Origin of the sequence: uncultured Gardnerella sp., from assembly GCF_947280595.1 — a bacterium.
GTDB lineage: Bacteria > Actinomycetota > Actinomycetes > Actinomycetales > Bifidobacteriaceae > Bifidobacterium > Bifidobacterium vaginale_A.
The window spans coordinates 1-16516 of record NZ_CAMYOS010000012.1 but is presented as its reverse complement, the minus strand read 5'-3'; the positions used below and the strand labels follow the sequence as shown (position 1 = coordinate 16516).

Sequence of the window (16516 nt, the reverse complement as noted above, 5' to 3'; positions counted from 1 at the left end):
AATTTGTTTGATATCGAATTAAAAAACAAATAAGCACAACATAGATATTGCCAACAGAATAATTAGCAATGCTGAAGAATAAATAGTGAATCGTTTATTAAAAGAACAATTTTTCAAAATAGGATTATGTGTTACTAAAAGCATTGATAAAACAATTCCAACAACAAGTCCTCCAAGATGTGCTTGCCATGCAATGCGAGGAATAATAATAGGTAAAGCTAAAGTAATAGCAATCCAAATAAGCGTTCCTTTAATATTCTGACCTAACTTCCATTGTGCAACTAGAAGTGCTCCTATAAGCCCCATAATCGCCCCTGAAGCGCCGTAAGCTGCCATATTCCAGTCGTTGGTAATGGAACAATATAAAATCGTTGCTGCGCTGCCGCCTAATCCGCATAAAGCGTATAAGAAAAAGAACTTTAATCTACCAAAAAATCTCTCAAGCTCCAAGCCTAGAGAATATAAGCAAAGCATATTGAAAAATATGTGTTCTATAGAAATGGAATGAACGAACATAGAAGTGAACCAAGTCCAGCTCGTTTTGAAAGCGAGTGAAGGCACGAAAGCAGTGTTTTCTATAAATAATTGATAAGAATCTTTCGAAAAAACGTATAAAATAATTTCAATTGCCCACACTAAGACACATGCGTAAATAAGCATGTATGTTGTACTTTTGCTATCAGCTTTTAATTTTTTTAATAAATTTTTAACAGAGAAATTGCCCATAAAATAAACATTAACTAGTTGACTGCACAAATGTAAAAAAATATTGAAAAATTTCTACTAGTGTCACGGAAAGTTACTATTATTAAACATAAGCGAGAAATCGTGGTAGAAATCGTTGACTTGGACGAGCAGGTCAGCATAAACCGGAAGGAGTCATCATGGAGAACAAATCCTCTGGCGGTTGGAAGTTCTTTGCACTGCTCTTCGGAGCACTGCTCGCAGGTGTTGCCGCATATTATGTTTATAAGCGTCATAATCCTGATTATGATCCTTGGGAAGAGCCATGGGAGAATAGCTCTTCGCCAATTGATTTAGGTACTTCACCTAAGAAAGTAGCTTCAGAAACAACAAGTGAAGAAGCTGCTACTGAAGAGTAAATTCAATATCGTATGAAATATAAGATAACGGTAGATGTCAGTGGATGTCTACCGTTATTTGTTTGTGCATAATAAAAACTTAAATATTTCGACACTTAAAATTTATAAACTTATAAACTTATATAAAACATATAACGTTTCAAAATTCACAAAAGGGCAGCAGAATATTAAATTCCACTGCCCTTAAGTTTATCTAGTAATTTTCTAGTAGCTCAATAAATCTGAGTTACAGCGCTATATGCACTTACTCAGCTGTTGGAAGAGCTCCAGTATGCCAGATGCGATCGAGGTAATCTTCGATAGAGCGGTCAGAAGAGAAGTAACCAGAGTTGGCTACGTTCAAAACTGCCATGCGAGCCCACTTCATTGGATCGCGGTAAGTTTCCTCAATCTGAGCCTGAATATCCATGTAAGAGCTGAAGTCAGCCATTGCCATGAAGTAATCGTGGGTAAGCCAATCGTTGACGAGTGGCTCGTACACGCTCTTGTCGCCGTTGGAGAAGGTGCCGTCAGCAACCATATCCACAGCGGTCTTCAAGCGAGGATCAGACTCGTAGTACTTGCGGGAGCCGCCGTGATCGTAGCCTTCAGCGTAGAGCTTATCAACTTCGTCAACGGTCATGCCGAAGAGGAAGAAGTTCTCAGCGCCAACGCGCTCGCGAATCTCAACGTTTGCACCATCGAGAGTACCAACAGTCAAAGCACCGTTCAAAGCGAACTTCATGTTACCGGTGCCGGAAGCTTCCTTACCAGCCTGAGAAATCTGCTCATCCAAATCGGTGGCAGGAATCAAGTTCATTGCCAACTCGATGTTGTAGTTTGGTGGGAAGAACACAGCGAGCTTGCCCTTGCATGCTGGGTCGTTATTCACCACGCGAGCAACATTGTTAATGAGCTGAATCGTGAGCTTTGCCATAGCATAGCCTGGAGCAGACTTAGCGCCGAAGAACACGGTGCGTGGAAGCATCTTGTCTACGTCGATTGTGCCATTCTTAATTCCAGCGTATGTGGAGATGACCTGAAGAATCTTCATGGACTGACGCTTGTATTCGTGCAAACGCTTAACAATGGTGTTGAACATTGTGTCTGGGTTGATTTCGAAGCCATACTTTTGCTTTGCAAAATCAACGAAGGCAAGCTTGTTCTGCTTCTTTACTTCAGCAAACTTCTTAACGAATGCCTTGTCGTCAGCCAATGGCTTCAAACCTTCAAGAAGTTCCAAATCGCCTTGCCATGCGTCAGTACCCAAGCCCTCAGTAATAAGAGCAGACATGCGTGGGTTGCTCAAGCGCACGAAACGACGAGGGGTTACGCCGTTAGTGACGTTCTTGAACTTATCTGGATAAACGCTAGAGAAGTCCTTCAAAGTGACGTCCTTTAAAAGCTCAGAGTGAAGTTCAGCAACGCCGTTGACGTAAGAGCCACCATAGGTTGCTAAGTAAGCCATGCGAACTACAGCACCTTCGCCATTTTCGTCAGCGTCTGTAGCGATACGCATGCGCTCAACCTGATCTTCAGCAACACCCTTACCGCGAAGCTCGTTACGGAACTGCTCGCTAATACCCTGAATAATCTCAAGGTGACGTGGCAAAAGTTCGCCAATAAGCTTGGCTGGCCATACTTCCAAAGCTTCTGGAAGCAAAGTGTGGCAAGTGTAGTTGAAGGTCTTTGTGGTAATACCCCAAGCGGTGTTCCAATCGTAGTCGTACTCGTCCATAAGAACGCGCATAAGCTCTGGAATACCAATAACTGGGTGAGTATCGTTAAGCTGGAAGTTAATCTTGCTTGGGAAGGTTGTAAGATCCGGCTTATCTTGACCTGGGTAGAATACGCGGATTGCATCGTGAATAGAAGCAGCTACGAAGAAGTATTGCTGCTCAAGACGCAAAGCTTTACCTTCTGGAGTTGAATCTTCTGGGTAAAGAATCTTAGAAATATTTTCTGCTGCAACCTGTGGCTTAACAGCGTCTAAATAATCAGACTTGTTAAATGTGAGCAAATCAAATTCGTCATAAGACTTAGCGGTCCACAAGCGAAGAGTGTTCACGCGGCCAGAATTGTATCCTGGAACCATGTAATCAACTGGTACTGCGCGAACAGACCAAGCTGGCTTCCACACGCGCTTGCCGTTTTCTTCTACAACTTCACCACCGAAGTTGACGCGCTGGTCACGACCATAATCAATGTGGCCCCATGGCTCTTCATTGTTTAGCCAATAATCAGGTGTTTCTACCTGCTTGCCTTCTTCGTCAAAGCGCTGCTTGAAGATGCCGTAACGATATTGGATGCCGTAGCCGAATGCTGGAACGCCAATAGAAGCGAGCGAGTCGATGAAGCAGGCCGCGAGACGACCCAAACCGCCGTTACCTAAACCTGGCTCATACTCAGCATCGATAACAGCCTTTGGATCGAATCCAAGCTTTGTAACAGCTTTGTTGAACTGATCTGTAAGGCCAGCGTTAAGTAAAGCGTTTTCAAGTTGCTTACCCATCAAGAACTCAGCGCTTAAATAGCCTACAGCCTTGGTGTTGCCATTAACCATGTCATGCTGTGTCTGCATCCAAGAGTCCATCAAATGGCGACGAACTGCTACCGATGCGGCAACATACACATCTGCCGTAGTTGCCTGCTCTGGCGTAACACCCTGAGTGTACTTGAGATGCTCTTGAATTTCTTTGGCAAATGCCGTCGCAGTAGTCTTGGCTTTCGGCGCGACGTGTTTAGTCATATTTGACTCCTTGTGCCGTTTGTTTATTTACTAAAGTGTGTGCTCGGTTTTGATAGCCGCCGCATCTGAGTGTGCTCTCTTTGAATGAGTACAAAATCAAAGGAATACGGTAATGCACACGTTTTCATTGTCAGATGATAGCATAACCCCAAACCCTTACTAAGAATAATTCACAATAAAACTAGCTAAAACTTAATTTTCAGTGAGATAATTCAAATATGACTGTTATACGTGAAAAAGATATAAGTCGTGGCAAAAAATCCTTTAAATTATGGGAAGATAAAGCAAAGTCTTATATGCAAACTTCTTCAAATTTGCAATCTATTAACAGCAATGCGATTGGAATTTCTAAAAACGATGAAGCGATGGCAGTTAGGTACTCTTTATATGTTCTTGAAAATAACGTGCCGGGAGGATCTGTAGAAGTTAGAGTAGCTCCGTGGGGAGCTGTGAAAATTCTGAAAGGTCCTATCTCAGATCCGCATAATTTAACTCCTCCAGATGTTATTGAACTTAATCCGGATGTGTGGTTGCGTTTAGCTTGTGGCATAACTTTTTGGGAAGATGAAAAAGAGTTTGGGAATATAAGTGCAGTTGGAGAGCGAGATAATCTAAGCGACTTTTTACCTTTAGATACTGGCATATAGGTTTTGGACTATATCTCAAGCTTTTGTGTGCTATATCTCAAGTTTTTTGTGTGGTATATCCAAAAAGTAATTAGGTTTATGTCTTTTGTAATTAGCTTTATGTCTTTAGCAGTAAGCGTAAATATTAAATATCTAGTAAGCGTAAATATCTGTAAAGCTGTCACTATCTAGTAAGCTGTCAATATGTTAGTAAGCGTAAATATTTAATGAGGGCAAGTATATTGGGAATTAACCCTGTTTGCATACTTACCCTCAAAATTTAATTGCATAAGCTATTTGCAATATTAGCAAATTTGCAATATTAGCGACTTATTATTTTAATCTACTTATATTTGCTATGCTACTTATCTTCACTGTGCTTGTGCATGAAATCAGGCACAGGCATAGGAATATGGTGGTGAATAGGAGAGTGCGCGTTTGAAGACGATGAAGTCTTCTCATTGCTCATCGCTTTCGCTGCTGATTCTGCAGCCCACTTAGCATACTCATCTAAATCATCATCTGTTTCATCTTGATTGGAAGATGAAGTATCTTCATTTAGATACTCGCTATTGCCTTCATAGCTTTCAGTAGATTCTTGTGGATCGACAGATTCTTGTTCGAGCTCATGAGCATTAAGTTCTTTAGCGAGCTCGTCATAATCCGTATCGGTCGTCAGGTATTTGAGCTTACGGGCAATTTTCTGTTGCTTTGCCTTCTGTCGTCCGCGGCCCATCTGACCCCCTCTAAAAATTCTGTAACAATCAATTCATCACACAAGAGCGTACCACTGTGCCACAACTGAATATATTGTCTGAGCAAACTTTTACGATAAAAGCCATATTTTAAGCGTAAAATCTGCATGTGCAAGGAGTCGTATATGTCGCAAGAAGCACAAGTAACTGCTGTAGGTAATGAGATGAGTGCAAGCTTTGTGGCTGCTAGAAAACGCTCGGATGCAACATTAGAAAAATTGGAAGCTAATCCTTCTTCATTTACAATGCTGACCGGCGATCGTCCTACAGGTAGATTGCATTTAGGACATTATTTCGGTTCTATTCGTGAGCGTGTTGCGATGCAAGAGCGTGGCGTTAATACGAATATTATTATTGCAGATTATCAAGTGATTACAGATCGCGATACAACAGAACACATTAAAGATAATGTATTAAATCTTGTTCTCGATTATATGGCTGCTGGGATTGATCCCGAAAAAACTATGATTTTCACACATTCCGCTGTTAGCGCAGAAAATCAGCTTATGTTGCCATTTTTGTCTTTGGTTACAGAAGCAGAATTGCACAGGAATCCTACTGTAAAGTCGGAAATGGAGTCCTCTGGTCACGCTTTAACTGGATTATTGCTAACTTACCCTGTGCATCAAGCATGTGATATTTTATTCTGCAAAGCTAATGTAGTTCCAATAGGCAAGGATAATTTGCCTCATATTGAAATTACGCGAACAATTGCTCGTCGTTTTAATGAGAGGTATGCGAAAAAGAATCCAGTATTTCCAGAGCCTGCAGCAATTCTTTCAGATGCTCCAGAAATACCAGGATTGGATGGTCGTAAGATGAGTAAGTCTTATGGGAATTCGATTATGCTGGGAGCGACTGCAGAAGAAACTGCTAAGTTGATTAAGAAGAGCCCTACGGATTCTGAAAGAATGATTACTTTTGATCCAGTTTCTCGTCCGCAAGTTTCGGCACTTCTGACTACTGCTGGATTGGTTACAGGTAGGAATCCTAAAGATATTGCAGAAGAGATTGGTAATTCTGGTGCTGGAGCATTAAAAGCTTACGTGATTGAAAATGTAAATAATTTCTTAGCACCTCATCGCGAACGTCGTGGTGAATTAGCGAAAGATATGGATACTATTCGCGATATTTTGCACGATGGGAATAAGAGAGCTAATGCAATTGCAGAGGAAACTCTTGATCAAGTTCGCGAAGCAATGGGAATGAAGTACTAATCACACATCGTAACGCCAATTCTTGTCTGTAATTACGCGAGCTACAGCAAGTCCTATTGGCAAGCACACTATTACCATAAAGGCGCGGAAAGTCCAATTTAGAGCTGGCAAAGTGTTAAATTGACCAAGGTAAAACATTGCGCGATACATATATAAGCCTGGAACCATAATCACGATTGAAGGCACAGTTAGACTTATTCGAGGATATCCTAAGTATTGAGGTGCCCATCCGTGACGCACGATAGACCTCCAAGTAGAAGCAAGAAGCCCTGCAAGAAGCGCCCCTGTAAATGCTGCTATTTCTGCGCTAACACCGAAATCAACCATAGTAAGACGAAGTGTATCTGTAATTGCGCCTATAACTCCAGCAACAACACACATTCGTTGTGGTGAATTAAATAGCACGGAGAAGCCCCACACGCCAGCAAATGCTGTAATCATGCGTAAGATGCCATTTAGCCAAGGGTTTAAACCTAAAGGAGTGAATCCTTGCGGATTTAACTGTACTAGGCTTGCGACCATCCAGCCTGCTAAAGTTCCCATCAAAATTATTGCAAGCGTATAAGAAAGACGTTGTATTCCAGATGGAAAATCTATTTTTGCAATATCTAAACCGCCTGTAATCAGTGGAAAACCAGGAATTACGAATAATACTGAACCTATATACGCTGTATTATGCAAAGGTGCAGTAGGATCAAATAATCCTATAAGTTGAAGTGAAGCAATACATGATAATGCGCCAACTGCTACAGCTATGAATGTCACAACGAATTGATTTAGATGATGCATAAACATTCGTCTACGAACCCAGTGTCCTATTCCAGCTCCAATAAATGCGCCTATCATATCGTAAATTCCGCCTCCAAGTAGGAATGCGAATGATGCGCATGCTGTAGCTGAAGCAAGTCCTGCAAACCAAGGTTTATAAAGAGGTTTGCGGTTTTTAATTAGGTCAAGCCTATCGTGAACTTCTCGAACTGTGAGAGGTTTATGTTTTTTATTAGAAAGATCTTGTGAATTTTCTAAATGCTCAAAATGTTCTTCATAAGTGTTCTCAGGTTTTAATGCAAAGATTCCGCGAGGTTTTTCTTCCGATATTGCTTTCTCTATTGCTTCATCTTCAGCGCGTTTAGTAGCGTTTATTTCAGATTTTTTAGCAGTGTTAATAATTGCATTTTCGTCATCTGAAACTTGCAAAGTATCGACTAGTTCTTTTGAAACAGATGCTTTTGAGTGATATAAGGAATCGTTTCCGAGTTTTACATTAAACCAGTCTGCAAAATGTTCAAGAAGCCAAATTCGTTCTGTATTTACTCCAGTTGTTGGTAAGTCAACTACCTCTGTTATTCGTGAATGTTTATCAGTGCATGTGGCTTCAATATCTGTGAGGTTTACGTCTGCTCTTACGCTTACACCCATAGGTTCGCCAACGCTATGCATAAGTTCTCTAACTCTGTAGCTTCCAGTTCCTGCGCCTAAGCCAAGAGATCCGACTCGAATAATAATGCTAGATTTTGCGGCTATTCCAGCTTCGCAAACAGGTTTATCCCAATCGCGTTCAACATCTTCCATATCCAGAGGGATAGCATGAGTGAAAAATCTACCAGAAGGTTTTCCAACAACGTGTCCATTAGGAAGAATTTCCTGCTTACTTTTGTTGCTGTTAATGTAACTTTCTCTATCGATAAAAATATTATCGTTTTCGTCGTTTTCGCTATTTTCTTCGCTATAGTCGCTACTGTCAGTTGGTGTGTTATTCTCTGCTATACTCACAATTTTTTAGTATACGCACCCCTGTTGCCTAGTTGTTTTATTTAGTTTGGCAGATGTTTTTTGTTTATAAATGAATATTCTGTGTTACGTCCTGTGGTAGTTTCAAAATTAACGTGGTATCTCGCTGTATCAAAGGCTGTGGGCTTGCAACTTCTAACCCAATAACCGTGGAGGAGCCGCGGAAGTTAGATGACCAAGCAACCTTAAAACGGCGTAAGGAGGTCTGATGACAACTCATAATCAACAGGTAACTCCAGCAGACGCCACTATTGTGACGTCTGGTTTAGGACGAAAAGGTCCTGAGGAGCGTGAACTTCCAGCATCGCTTCAGCAAGACATGGATTTGTGCTTGCATATTCTTCGCGATGTTTTGGGCGAATTTGATGAAAAATTATTAGCAGTATTTGATGAAGTGCGTTTGAATGCAGTTGAAGCTAGTGCAGCTCATTTTGCTCAAATGGTAGATGCTCAAGAAACTGCTGATGATGGATTAAGTAAGGCTGTTGAGAAAATCAATGGTATGGATTTGGCTGACACTCAGCTTTTAGCTCGTGCATTCGCTACTTATTTCCATTTAGCAAATCTTTGTGAGGAAAATTACCGAGTTTCAGTATTGCATCAGCGTGAGTGTGATGTTGCTGATTCTAATCCAGTAGATCCAGTAAATGAGCTGACTTGTGCATATCACAAGTTGCTAACTGAAATGAGCCCTGCTGAAGCTAAGGAATTGTTGGCAAAACTTGAATTCCATCCCGTTTTTACAGCTCATCCAACAGAAGCTCGCCGTAAAGCTGTTGCTGGCAAAATCCGCAGAATTTCCAAACTTTTAAGTGAACATCATCGTTTAGGTGGATCAGATAAACGAGAAAATTATCGCCGTCTTTATAATGAGATTGATGCGCTACTTCGTACTTCCCCTATAGCTTTGAAAAAGCCAACGCCGGTTGAAGAAGCAGATACAATTCTTGAGATTTTTGATGCAACTTTATTTGATACTATTCCACTTGTTTATCGTAGATTTGACGATTGGCTGCTTGGTAAAAAAGCTGGTTTAGTTCCTCCGCGTTGTCCTGCATTCTTCCATCCAGGTAGTTGGATTGGATCTGATCGCGATGGAAATCCAAATGTTACAGCTAAAGTAAGTCGTCAAGTTGCGCGTAAGTTTAGTGATCACGTTTTGGCAGTTTTAGAAGAGCGCACACGTGAAGTTGGCAAATGTCTAACAATGGAAACTCGTACAACTCCGCCAAGCGTTGAGTTGCTAGAGCTTTGGAATCGTCAGCGTGAAATGAGTGAGCAGCTTACAGAGAGCGCGTCTGATGTATCTAATAGCGAACCTCATCGTGCTGTAATGCTAGTAATGGCAGATCGTTTGAATAGAACTATTCGAAGAGATACTGATTTAATGTATCATTCTTGCGAAGATTTTATTGAAGATTTGCATATAGTTCAGCGTTCTCTTGCACAAGCAGGTGATGCACGTGCTGCTTATGGACCGTTACAGGATTTGATTTGGCAGGCTCAAACATTTGGATTCCATATGGTGGAAATGGAATTCCGTCAGCATTCTCTTGTGCATTCTCGCGCTCTAGAAGATATTCGTGAGCACGGGTTGCATGGCGAGAGAGGTCCGTTGCAACCGATGACGCGTGAGGTTCTTGATACTTTCCGCGCTTTGGGAGCAATTCAGAAACGTAATGGTATGCGTGCTGCTCGCCGATATATTATTTCATTTGCAAAATCAGCTCAACATGTTCGTGATGTATTTGAGTTGAACCGTCTTGCGTTTGCTCATCCTCAGGATGCTCCGACTATTGACGTGATTCCATTATTTGAACAACTTGAAGATTTGCAAAATTCTGTGAATGTTCTTGAAGAAATTATTAAGATTCCTGAGGTTCAAGCTAGATTAAAGGCAACCGGTCGCAAGATGGAGGTTATGCTTGGATACTCTGATTCTTCTAAGGATGCTGGACCTACTTCTGCAACTCTTGCATTGCATAGCGCTCAAGAGAGAATTGCTCAGTGGGCTAAGAAGCACGATATTGATTTGACTTTGTTCCATGGCCGTGGCGGTGCTGTTGGTCGTGGTGGCGGTCCTGCTAACCGTGCTGTGCTTGCGCAGCCTGTTGGTTCTGTAAATTGCCGATTTAAGCTTACTGAGCAAGGAGAGGTTATTTTTGCTCGTTACGGTAATCCTATTTTAGCAATTCGCCATGTTGAGTCTGTTGCAGCTGCAACATTGTTGCAGTCTTCGCCAAGCGTAGAGAAGACTAATACAGATATGACTCATAAGTATGCGAATATGGCTCAAAAGCTTGATGTTGCAGCTCATGAAAGATTCCTTGATTTGCTGCAGACTTCAGATTTTGCGCCGTGGTTCTCAACTGTCACTCCTTTGAGTGAAATTGGCTTATTGCCTATAGGTTCGCGTCCTGCAAAACGTGGTTTGGGTGCGAAATCTTTGGATGATTTGCGAACAATCCCGTGGGTCTTCTCTTGGGCTCAAGCTCGAATCAACTTGGCTGCTTGGTATGGATTAGGTACAGCATGTGAAAAGTTTGGCGATTTACAAACATTACGCACAGCATATGAAGAGTGGCCGTTATTTAGTACTTTTATTGACAATATTGAGATGTCTTTAGCTAAAACAGATGAGCGTATTGCTCGTATGTATTTAAGCTTGGGAGATCGTGAAGATTTGAGCGATAAAGTGCTTTCAGAAATGCAATTGACTCGTAAGTGGGTTTTGCAAATTGTTGATGATAAGTGGCCTTTGCAACATCGACACGTGCTCGGTCAAGCAATTCGCGTGCGCTCGCCTTATGTGGATGTTTTGTCTGTAATTCAGTCGCTTGCATTGCATAAGTTGCGCAATAAAGTTGATAAAGAAGAGCTGAGTCAAAGTCAGCAAGCTGAGTTCATCTACCTTATTTTGTGCACTGTTTCCGGTGTGGCTGCCGGTTTGCAAAATACTGGATGATTTCACTGTTTGTTTAGTAAAGAAAGCCTTCACATTGCTATTTGCTTAGCTTGTGAAGGTTTTCTTATATTTGGTTTGTTGCTGTTTATATTTTTGGGGAATAACCCATATTTTGTTTGTCGCTGTTTGTTGCTGTTTATCGTAACTTTTTGTGTAATCGCCTTGTTGTAGTGAATTTGTAGTCTTGTTGTAGTGAATTTCAACGTCTTAATATCTTTTGTGAAAAGCATTTGTGAATATACAATATTGTTGGTAATGAAAGCTTGTTTTGATTTACGTTTTAGAGGTGATTATGCAAGATAGTTTTATTGAGCAAAATAATTTGATTGAGCAAAATGCTGTGTTAAAAACATCAATATTGACTTCACTTCTCGAAGGTAATCGCAGATTTGCGGAAGGTAAATCGCTACATTCTGGCGTGGATATCGAAACTCGCAAATCACTTATTGACGGTCAAAATCCTAATGTTGTTGTGCTTTCTTGTGCTGATTCTAGAGTTGCTCCTGAATTTATTTTTGATGCTGGTTTAGGAGATATATTTTCTGTTCGAAGTGCTGGCGAAGTTGTTGATGATGCAGTTTTAGCTTCTTTGGAATATGCTGTGAGTGATTTGCATGTTAAATTGCTTGTTGTACTAGGTCACGAGAATTGCGGCGCTGTAAAAGCTGTTTTGCCAGAAGTTTCTAAGATTATTAAAGATATTGATGAAGATGATGTATACGAAGCTATTGAATCTTCAAAATCAATATTATTGCGCGCTTTAGGCCCTGCTGCAGTTTCTGGAATTGAGGATTCTTTGGAAACTGATGATATTGAGCGTATTCACGTTAGTAATGTACTTATGAGTATTTGTGATAAATCTGAAGTTATTCGTGAAGCTATGAATAGTGAGAAGCTCATGATTGTTGGAGCTAGATATCGAATGAGTGACGGATTAGTTGAAATATTATCTTGCTGATATTGAAAGTATTGTCTTACTGAGATTTAAGAATATTTTCGCGTTTGGCTGGTTTTTCGGTTCAGTTCGGTTTGTTGGCTTGGTTTAGTTTGATTTAGTTCGTTGGCTTATTAGTTTATTTGTGAAAATGGTTTAGACATGAAACAGGATATGCAAAAAACAAGTTCTGCGCATTATTTATATGTGATTCTTGGCGTACCTATAATAGCCATACTTATTGCAATTGCGCCTGCTTTACAAGCTAGATTTACAGGATTTGCAATAAACACTACAATTCGCGCAATAGCAGGTTTACTTTTGCAAGCTGTGCCTTTTACGCTTATTGGAGTATTGGTTTCTGCAGCAGTTGAAACTTTCGTGACGACTCAATTTATAGAAAAGCATATGCCTAAATCTACTTCAGACGGATTTTTGGTAGCGATTATAGCAGGATTTTGTATGCCTGTTTGCGATTGTGTTATTGTGCCAACTTTTTCGAGATTGGTTGCTAAAAAATTGCCTTTGCCTGCCGCTGTAACGTTTTTATGTGCTGTTCCTGTTGTGAACCCTGTATCTGTTTTAGCTACTTGGTACGCTTTTTCTGACGCTCCAGCTGTTGTTGTTATTCGAGTTGCATTGGGAATTGTTGTTGCTCTACTTGTTGGAATGAGTTTTGTAATATTCCCACATAAAGGCACAATTCTTAAACAGAGTCTACTAGGTGATAAAAGTACTTTATGTGTTTGTAAAGATTCAGATTCTTCAAATAGTTGTTGTTCTCGCGATGGGTCTTGTTGTTCTTGCGATGAGTCTTGTATGCAAAACTCATTTGGATCGAAATTATTAACATATGCTAATCATATTTATGAAGATTTTGTTCATTTAATGCCAATAATTTTATTTGGTTCAATTATTGCATCAATAATACGAGCTTGGTTAGGTAATGATCCAGCATCCCATATAAATACAACTGTTGCGCTTATATCTATACCTGCAATGATGTTAATTGCTTATGCAAGTTCTTTGTGTTCAAGTTCCGATGCTGTAATTGCAAGAAGTTTAGCTGCATCTTTGCCAATATCTTCAGTCCTAGCTTTTCTGCTTTTTGGACCTATGCTGGACGTTAAAAATACACTTATGCTTATTAGTGATTGTAAAGGTAAATTTGTTTTACGTTTTACTTTAACTGTTGTTTTGTTGTGCTTAGTTGCATCTTTGCTTGTTCATTTTGCTTGGGGAGGTGTGCTATGAATCGGATGAATCGTGCGAATCGTGCGAATTGGATGAATCGGACGAGTTGGATGAATTGGACGAATCAGATTTTAGTAATTAGCATAAGTTTTCTTAAATTTTTCAATCTGAATCTAGAAACTTTAGAAAAGGTGAGTGAAAGATGAGTAAAATCACGCAGAATTCGTCTTTGCGCAATCCTTTGTTTTCTAGGATTGTGCTTTGTTTGTCTTTGTTTTTTCTTTCTGTATCAATAGCTTGGTCTGCTTTTAGTGGAAGTTATACTTTTCTTACAACGCCTCGCGTTTTTCCGTATTTAATAATTGCGTCAATAATGCTTATTTTGTTGGCTTTTTGTGCGCTTTTCAACGTTTGTAAAGTATCTTCACGTGAGTCTTTTCGTATATTAGTTGCAATATGCATCCCTGCTTTACTTATTGTGATTCCTTTGCAAAATCGCGATTATGCAAATTTTGGATTCGATAAATATGCCGGCGGAAGAGCTATAGCAATTAAGGATTTTCAAGGATATAAAAATTTTAGAGGTCTTGATCAAGCTAGTCGCACTATTACTGTTTCTAATGATGATTTTGGAGCTTGGTATGACGAAATCGATCACAATGTGAATCGTTATAAGGGATATAAAATAATAGTTAATGGATTCGTAAGTAAATCTAGATCTCTTGGCTCTAACCAATTTTATGTTGCTCGTCATTTTATGTCTTGCTGTATTTTAGATATGTCACCATTTGGGTTTGTTGGAGAGATTTCTTCTTCTAGCAAGAATGATTTTTCGTTAGTTAAAGAACATCAATGGATTCATATTATTGCACATATTGATGTTGGAAACGTTGGGAATGATAATAATCGGCGTTCGGGTGTGATTTTGCGAATTGACAAAATATCTGAAGCTGCTCCTCCTAGCGGATATTTTTACAGGCAGTAAAGCATGGGCAGTAAATCGGCATAAAGTATTAAAAATGTTGAGGATGTTATTCTAGTGAATCCAGAAGCAAAAGTAAGGCAATCGTAAAAGTAGTAAAAGTCATGAAAAATTAAAGATAAAATATAAAATTTACTTATTTAAAAATCGATTTTTATTGTATATGTGTTGATATCGTAGCGAAGTTCACTAATATAACAAGTATGGCGCTGGCTTTTAACGTTTTGCTTATTGTAATTTTTTTGTTATGCGGTTCTATTTTTGCTGCTACTGAATTAGCTCTTGTAAGTTTGAGAGCTTCACAAATTGATCGCATGGAGTTGCAAGATGCGCGTGGGGTGCGTGTGGCGCGAATTGCACGAGATCCTAATACTTTTCTTTCAACATTGCAAATTGGCGTAACTCTTTCAGGTTTTCTTTCTGCTTCTTTTGGTGAATCTGCAATAGCTCCATATATTGTTCCTCAAGTCAAATCATGGGGTGTGCCAGCTCATATTGCATCTCCTTTAACAACGATAGTTTTAACATTGGTAATATCTTATTTTTCGATTGTTATTTCGGAGCTTGTTCCTAAAAGAATTGCAATGCAAAGATCTGAGCAAATCGCTAGAGCTGTAGTTCCTGCTGTAGATATTGTTTCTATGATTTGCAAACCTTTGATTTGGCTTATAGCAAAGAATACCAATGGTTTAGTGCGACTTTTAGGATTTGATCCAAATGAGAAAGAAAGCGAAGTTTCTGACGAAGAATTGCGTGTACTCGTAAATTCCAATAAACGCTTAAGTCAAGATGAGAGAACTATTCTCGATGATGTTTTTGATGCTTCAGAAACGATTGTAGCTGAAGTTATGCGTCCTCGTGCTGATGTTGAGTTCTTAGAGGGTTCACTAAGCCTTAAAGATGCTGCTGATAAGATTCGTGAGCTTCCTTATTCTCGTTATCCTGTTACTGGAAAAGATTTTGATGATGTTATTGGCTTTGTGCATGTGCGTGATTTGTTGGATGTTAAAGATCCTAATGCAAAAACAGTTGCAGATGTAACAAGGGAGGGTATTAGTCTTCCTGGAACTTCAAAATTATTACCTAGTTTGTCGTTGTTGCGTAAGCGCGGAATACATTTAGCTGTAGTGATTGATGAATATGGTGGAACTGATGGAATTGTTACTTTAGAAGATATGACAGAGGAGTTAGTTGGTGATATTCGTGATGAATACGATTTACCGCCTGAAACGAATCAAGGTCATGATAATAAGGTAACTGCTTTTGTGAACGGTGTTGCCACTATTGATGGCGGTATGACTATTGAAGATTTTGCAGATATAACCGGCATTGAGCTTGAAGATGGTCCTTATGAAACTGTAGCTGGATATTTTTTGGCTCATACTGGTGCGATGGGCAAAGTTGGCGCTGTTTTGCATGATGCTGACGGTTACGATATGACTGTTACTGAGGTTGATGGAAGGCGTATTGCTACTCTTGAAGTACGCCGTAGAGCGCAGCCTGAGTCTTAGCTGTAAAATAAAGATGTTATAGCAAAGGTTTATTAACAACGGCTATTATATATTACGAAGGTTGTATTAACGAAGGTTATGGAGGATAAAATGACTTTGTTACATATAGTTCCAGGTCTTGATGAAGATGCTAGTGAGAAAGCTATAGAGATTTTGCAAAATCGCTTAAGTCATGAGCAAGAGGCTGCGTTAGTTTTGAAACATGCTCATTGGAATGTGACTGGGGCTGATTTTATTGCAGTTCATGAAATGCTTGATCCGCAAGTTGATGAGGTTTTGAATCAAGCTGATGAAACTGCTGAGCGTATTGCGACTTTAGGTGGTTCCCCACTTGGACGCGCTGATGACGTTATTTCTTCTCGTACATGGAAGCGCTTTGCCTTGACTGGTCGTAAGTCTACTAAGGAATATTTGCAAGCTTTAATTGATTATTATAGCGATATGATTTCAGATGATCGTAAGGCTATTTCTGAGCTTGATGAATTAGATTTTGTTAGCTCAAACATTATTCAGGATCACGTTCAGCAGCTTGAGAAATTCCAATGGTTTATGCGTAGTCATCTTGAATAATCTGAATAATTGATTGCGACACGCCAGCGCCACCAGCTTTGACTATTTAATTTGACTTTTTTCTTTCCTGTGCTAATCTATCTATTTGTATGTTTTCGACATACATTGGGCCCGTAGCTCAGGTGGTTAGAGCGCATCCC

At 39.9% G+C, this 16516-nt stretch carries 14 protein-coding genes; 10 read left to right on the top strand and 4 right to left on the bottom strand.

What is annotated here, in order from left to right; genetic code table 11:
- Window positions 1-18: 18 nt before the first annotated feature.
- Window positions 19-726, bottom strand: a complete 708-nt coding sequence (locus Q0X59_RS04695; RefSeq protein WP_075523628.1) for a rhomboid family intramembrane serine protease — start codon at window positions 724-726, stop codon at window positions 19-21.
- Window positions 727-884: 158 nt separating this feature from the next.
- Here Q0X59_RS04695 and Q0X59_RS04690 point away from each other — a divergent pair, with 158 nt between their 5' ends.
- Window positions 885-1103 (top strand): hypothetical protein, encoded by a 219-nt coding sequence (locus Q0X59_RS04690; RefSeq protein WP_075523629.1) that lies wholly within the window; start codon window positions 885-887, stop codon window positions 1101-1103.
- 244 nt (window positions 1104-1347) lie between these two features.
- Here the strand turns inward: Q0X59_RS04690 and Q0X59_RS04685 are convergent, their stop codons facing one another.
- Window positions 1348-3831 carry a glycogen/starch/alpha-glucan phosphorylase gene (locus Q0X59_RS04685; protein ID WP_297643501.1) on the bottom strand — a complete coding sequence of 828 codons (2484 nt, stop codon included), beginning with the start codon at window positions 3829-3831 and terminating at the stop codon, window positions 1348-1350.
- Window positions 3832-4049: 218 nt separating this feature from the next.
- Between Q0X59_RS04685 and Q0X59_RS04680 the strand changes: the two genes are divergently transcribed.
- Window positions 4050-4478 (top strand): sterol carrier family protein, encoded by a 429-nt coding sequence (locus Q0X59_RS04680; RefSeq protein WP_075523631.1) that lies wholly within the window; start codon window positions 4050-4052, stop codon window positions 4476-4478.
- 340 nt (window positions 4479-4818) lie between these two features.
- Here Q0X59_RS04680 and Q0X59_RS04675 read toward each other — a convergent pair whose 3' ends face one another.
- On the bottom strand, window positions 4819-5193 hold the full coding sequence (locus Q0X59_RS04675; protein WP_075523632.1) for a DUF3073 domain-containing protein: 375 nt from the start codon (window positions 5191-5193) through the stop codon (window positions 4819-4821).
- A gap of 144 nt (window positions 5194-5337) precedes the next feature.
- On the opposite strand from Q0X59_RS04675, the gene trpS reads away from it, so the two are divergent.
- Complete coding sequence (gene trpS / locus Q0X59_RS04670) at window positions 5338-6429, top strand: tryptophan--tRNA ligase (protein ID WP_297643498.1); 1092 nt, start codon at window positions 5338-5340, stop codon at window positions 6427-6429.
- Here the strand turns inward: trpS and Q0X59_RS04665 are convergent, their stop codons facing one another.
- On the bottom strand, window positions 6430-8121 hold the full coding sequence (locus Q0X59_RS04665) for a threonine/serine exporter ThrE family protein (RefSeq protein ID WP_103043517.1): 1692 nt from the start codon (window positions 8119-8121) through the stop codon (window positions 6430-6432). It abuts the gene before it with no gap.
- A gap of 307 nt (window positions 8122-8428) precedes the next feature.
- On the opposite strand from Q0X59_RS04665, the gene Q0X59_RS04660 reads away from it, so the two are divergent.
- The 7 genes from Q0X59_RS04660 (at window position 8429) to Q0X59_RS04630 (ending at window position 16376) form a co-directional block, all read left to right on the top strand.
- Complete coding sequence (locus Q0X59_RS04660; RefSeq protein WP_297643496.1) at window positions 8429-11185, top strand: phosphoenolpyruvate carboxylase; 2757 nt, start codon at window positions 8429-8431, stop codon at window positions 11183-11185.
- Between the two features lie 292 nt (window positions 11186-11477).
- Window positions 11478-12143: a carbonic anhydrase gene (locus Q0X59_RS04655; RefSeq protein WP_297643494.1), complete on the top strand. Its 666-nt coding sequence runs from the start codon at window positions 11478-11480 to the stop codon at window positions 12141-12143.
- A gap of 138 nt (window positions 12144-12281) precedes the next feature.
- Complete coding sequence (locus Q0X59_RS04650; protein ID WP_297643492.1) at window positions 12282-13373, top strand: permease; 1092 nt, start codon at window positions 12282-12284, stop codon at window positions 13371-13373.
- Window positions 13370-13519 (top strand): hypothetical protein, encoded by a 150-nt coding sequence (locus Q0X59_RS04645; protein WP_297643490.1) that lies wholly within the window; start codon window positions 13370-13372, stop codon window positions 13517-13519. Before Q0X59_RS04650 ends, Q0X59_RS04645 begins: the two co-directional genes overlap by 4 nt.
- The gene (locus Q0X59_RS04640) at window positions 13516-14298 is read left to right on the top strand and encodes a TIGR03943 family protein (RefSeq protein WP_296157212.1); all 783 of its coding nucleotides are present in this window, start codon (window positions 13516-13518) and stop codon (window positions 14296-14298) included. Before Q0X59_RS04645 ends, Q0X59_RS04640 begins: the two co-directional genes overlap by 4 nt.
- A 200-nt stretch (window positions 14299-14498) precedes the next feature.
- Window positions 14499-15806 carry a hemolysin family protein gene (locus Q0X59_RS04635; protein WP_296157210.1) on the top strand — a complete coding sequence of 436 codons (1308 nt, stop codon included), beginning with the start codon at window positions 14499-14501 and terminating at the stop codon, window positions 15804-15806.
- 90 nt (window positions 15807-15896) lie between these two features.
- Complete coding sequence (locus tag Q0X59_RS04630; RefSeq protein ID WP_296157208.1) at window positions 15897-16376, top strand: DNA starvation/stationary phase protection protein; 480 nt, start codon at window positions 15897-15899, stop codon at window positions 16374-16376.
- The last annotated feature ends 140 nt before the right edge of the window (window positions 16377-16516 follow it).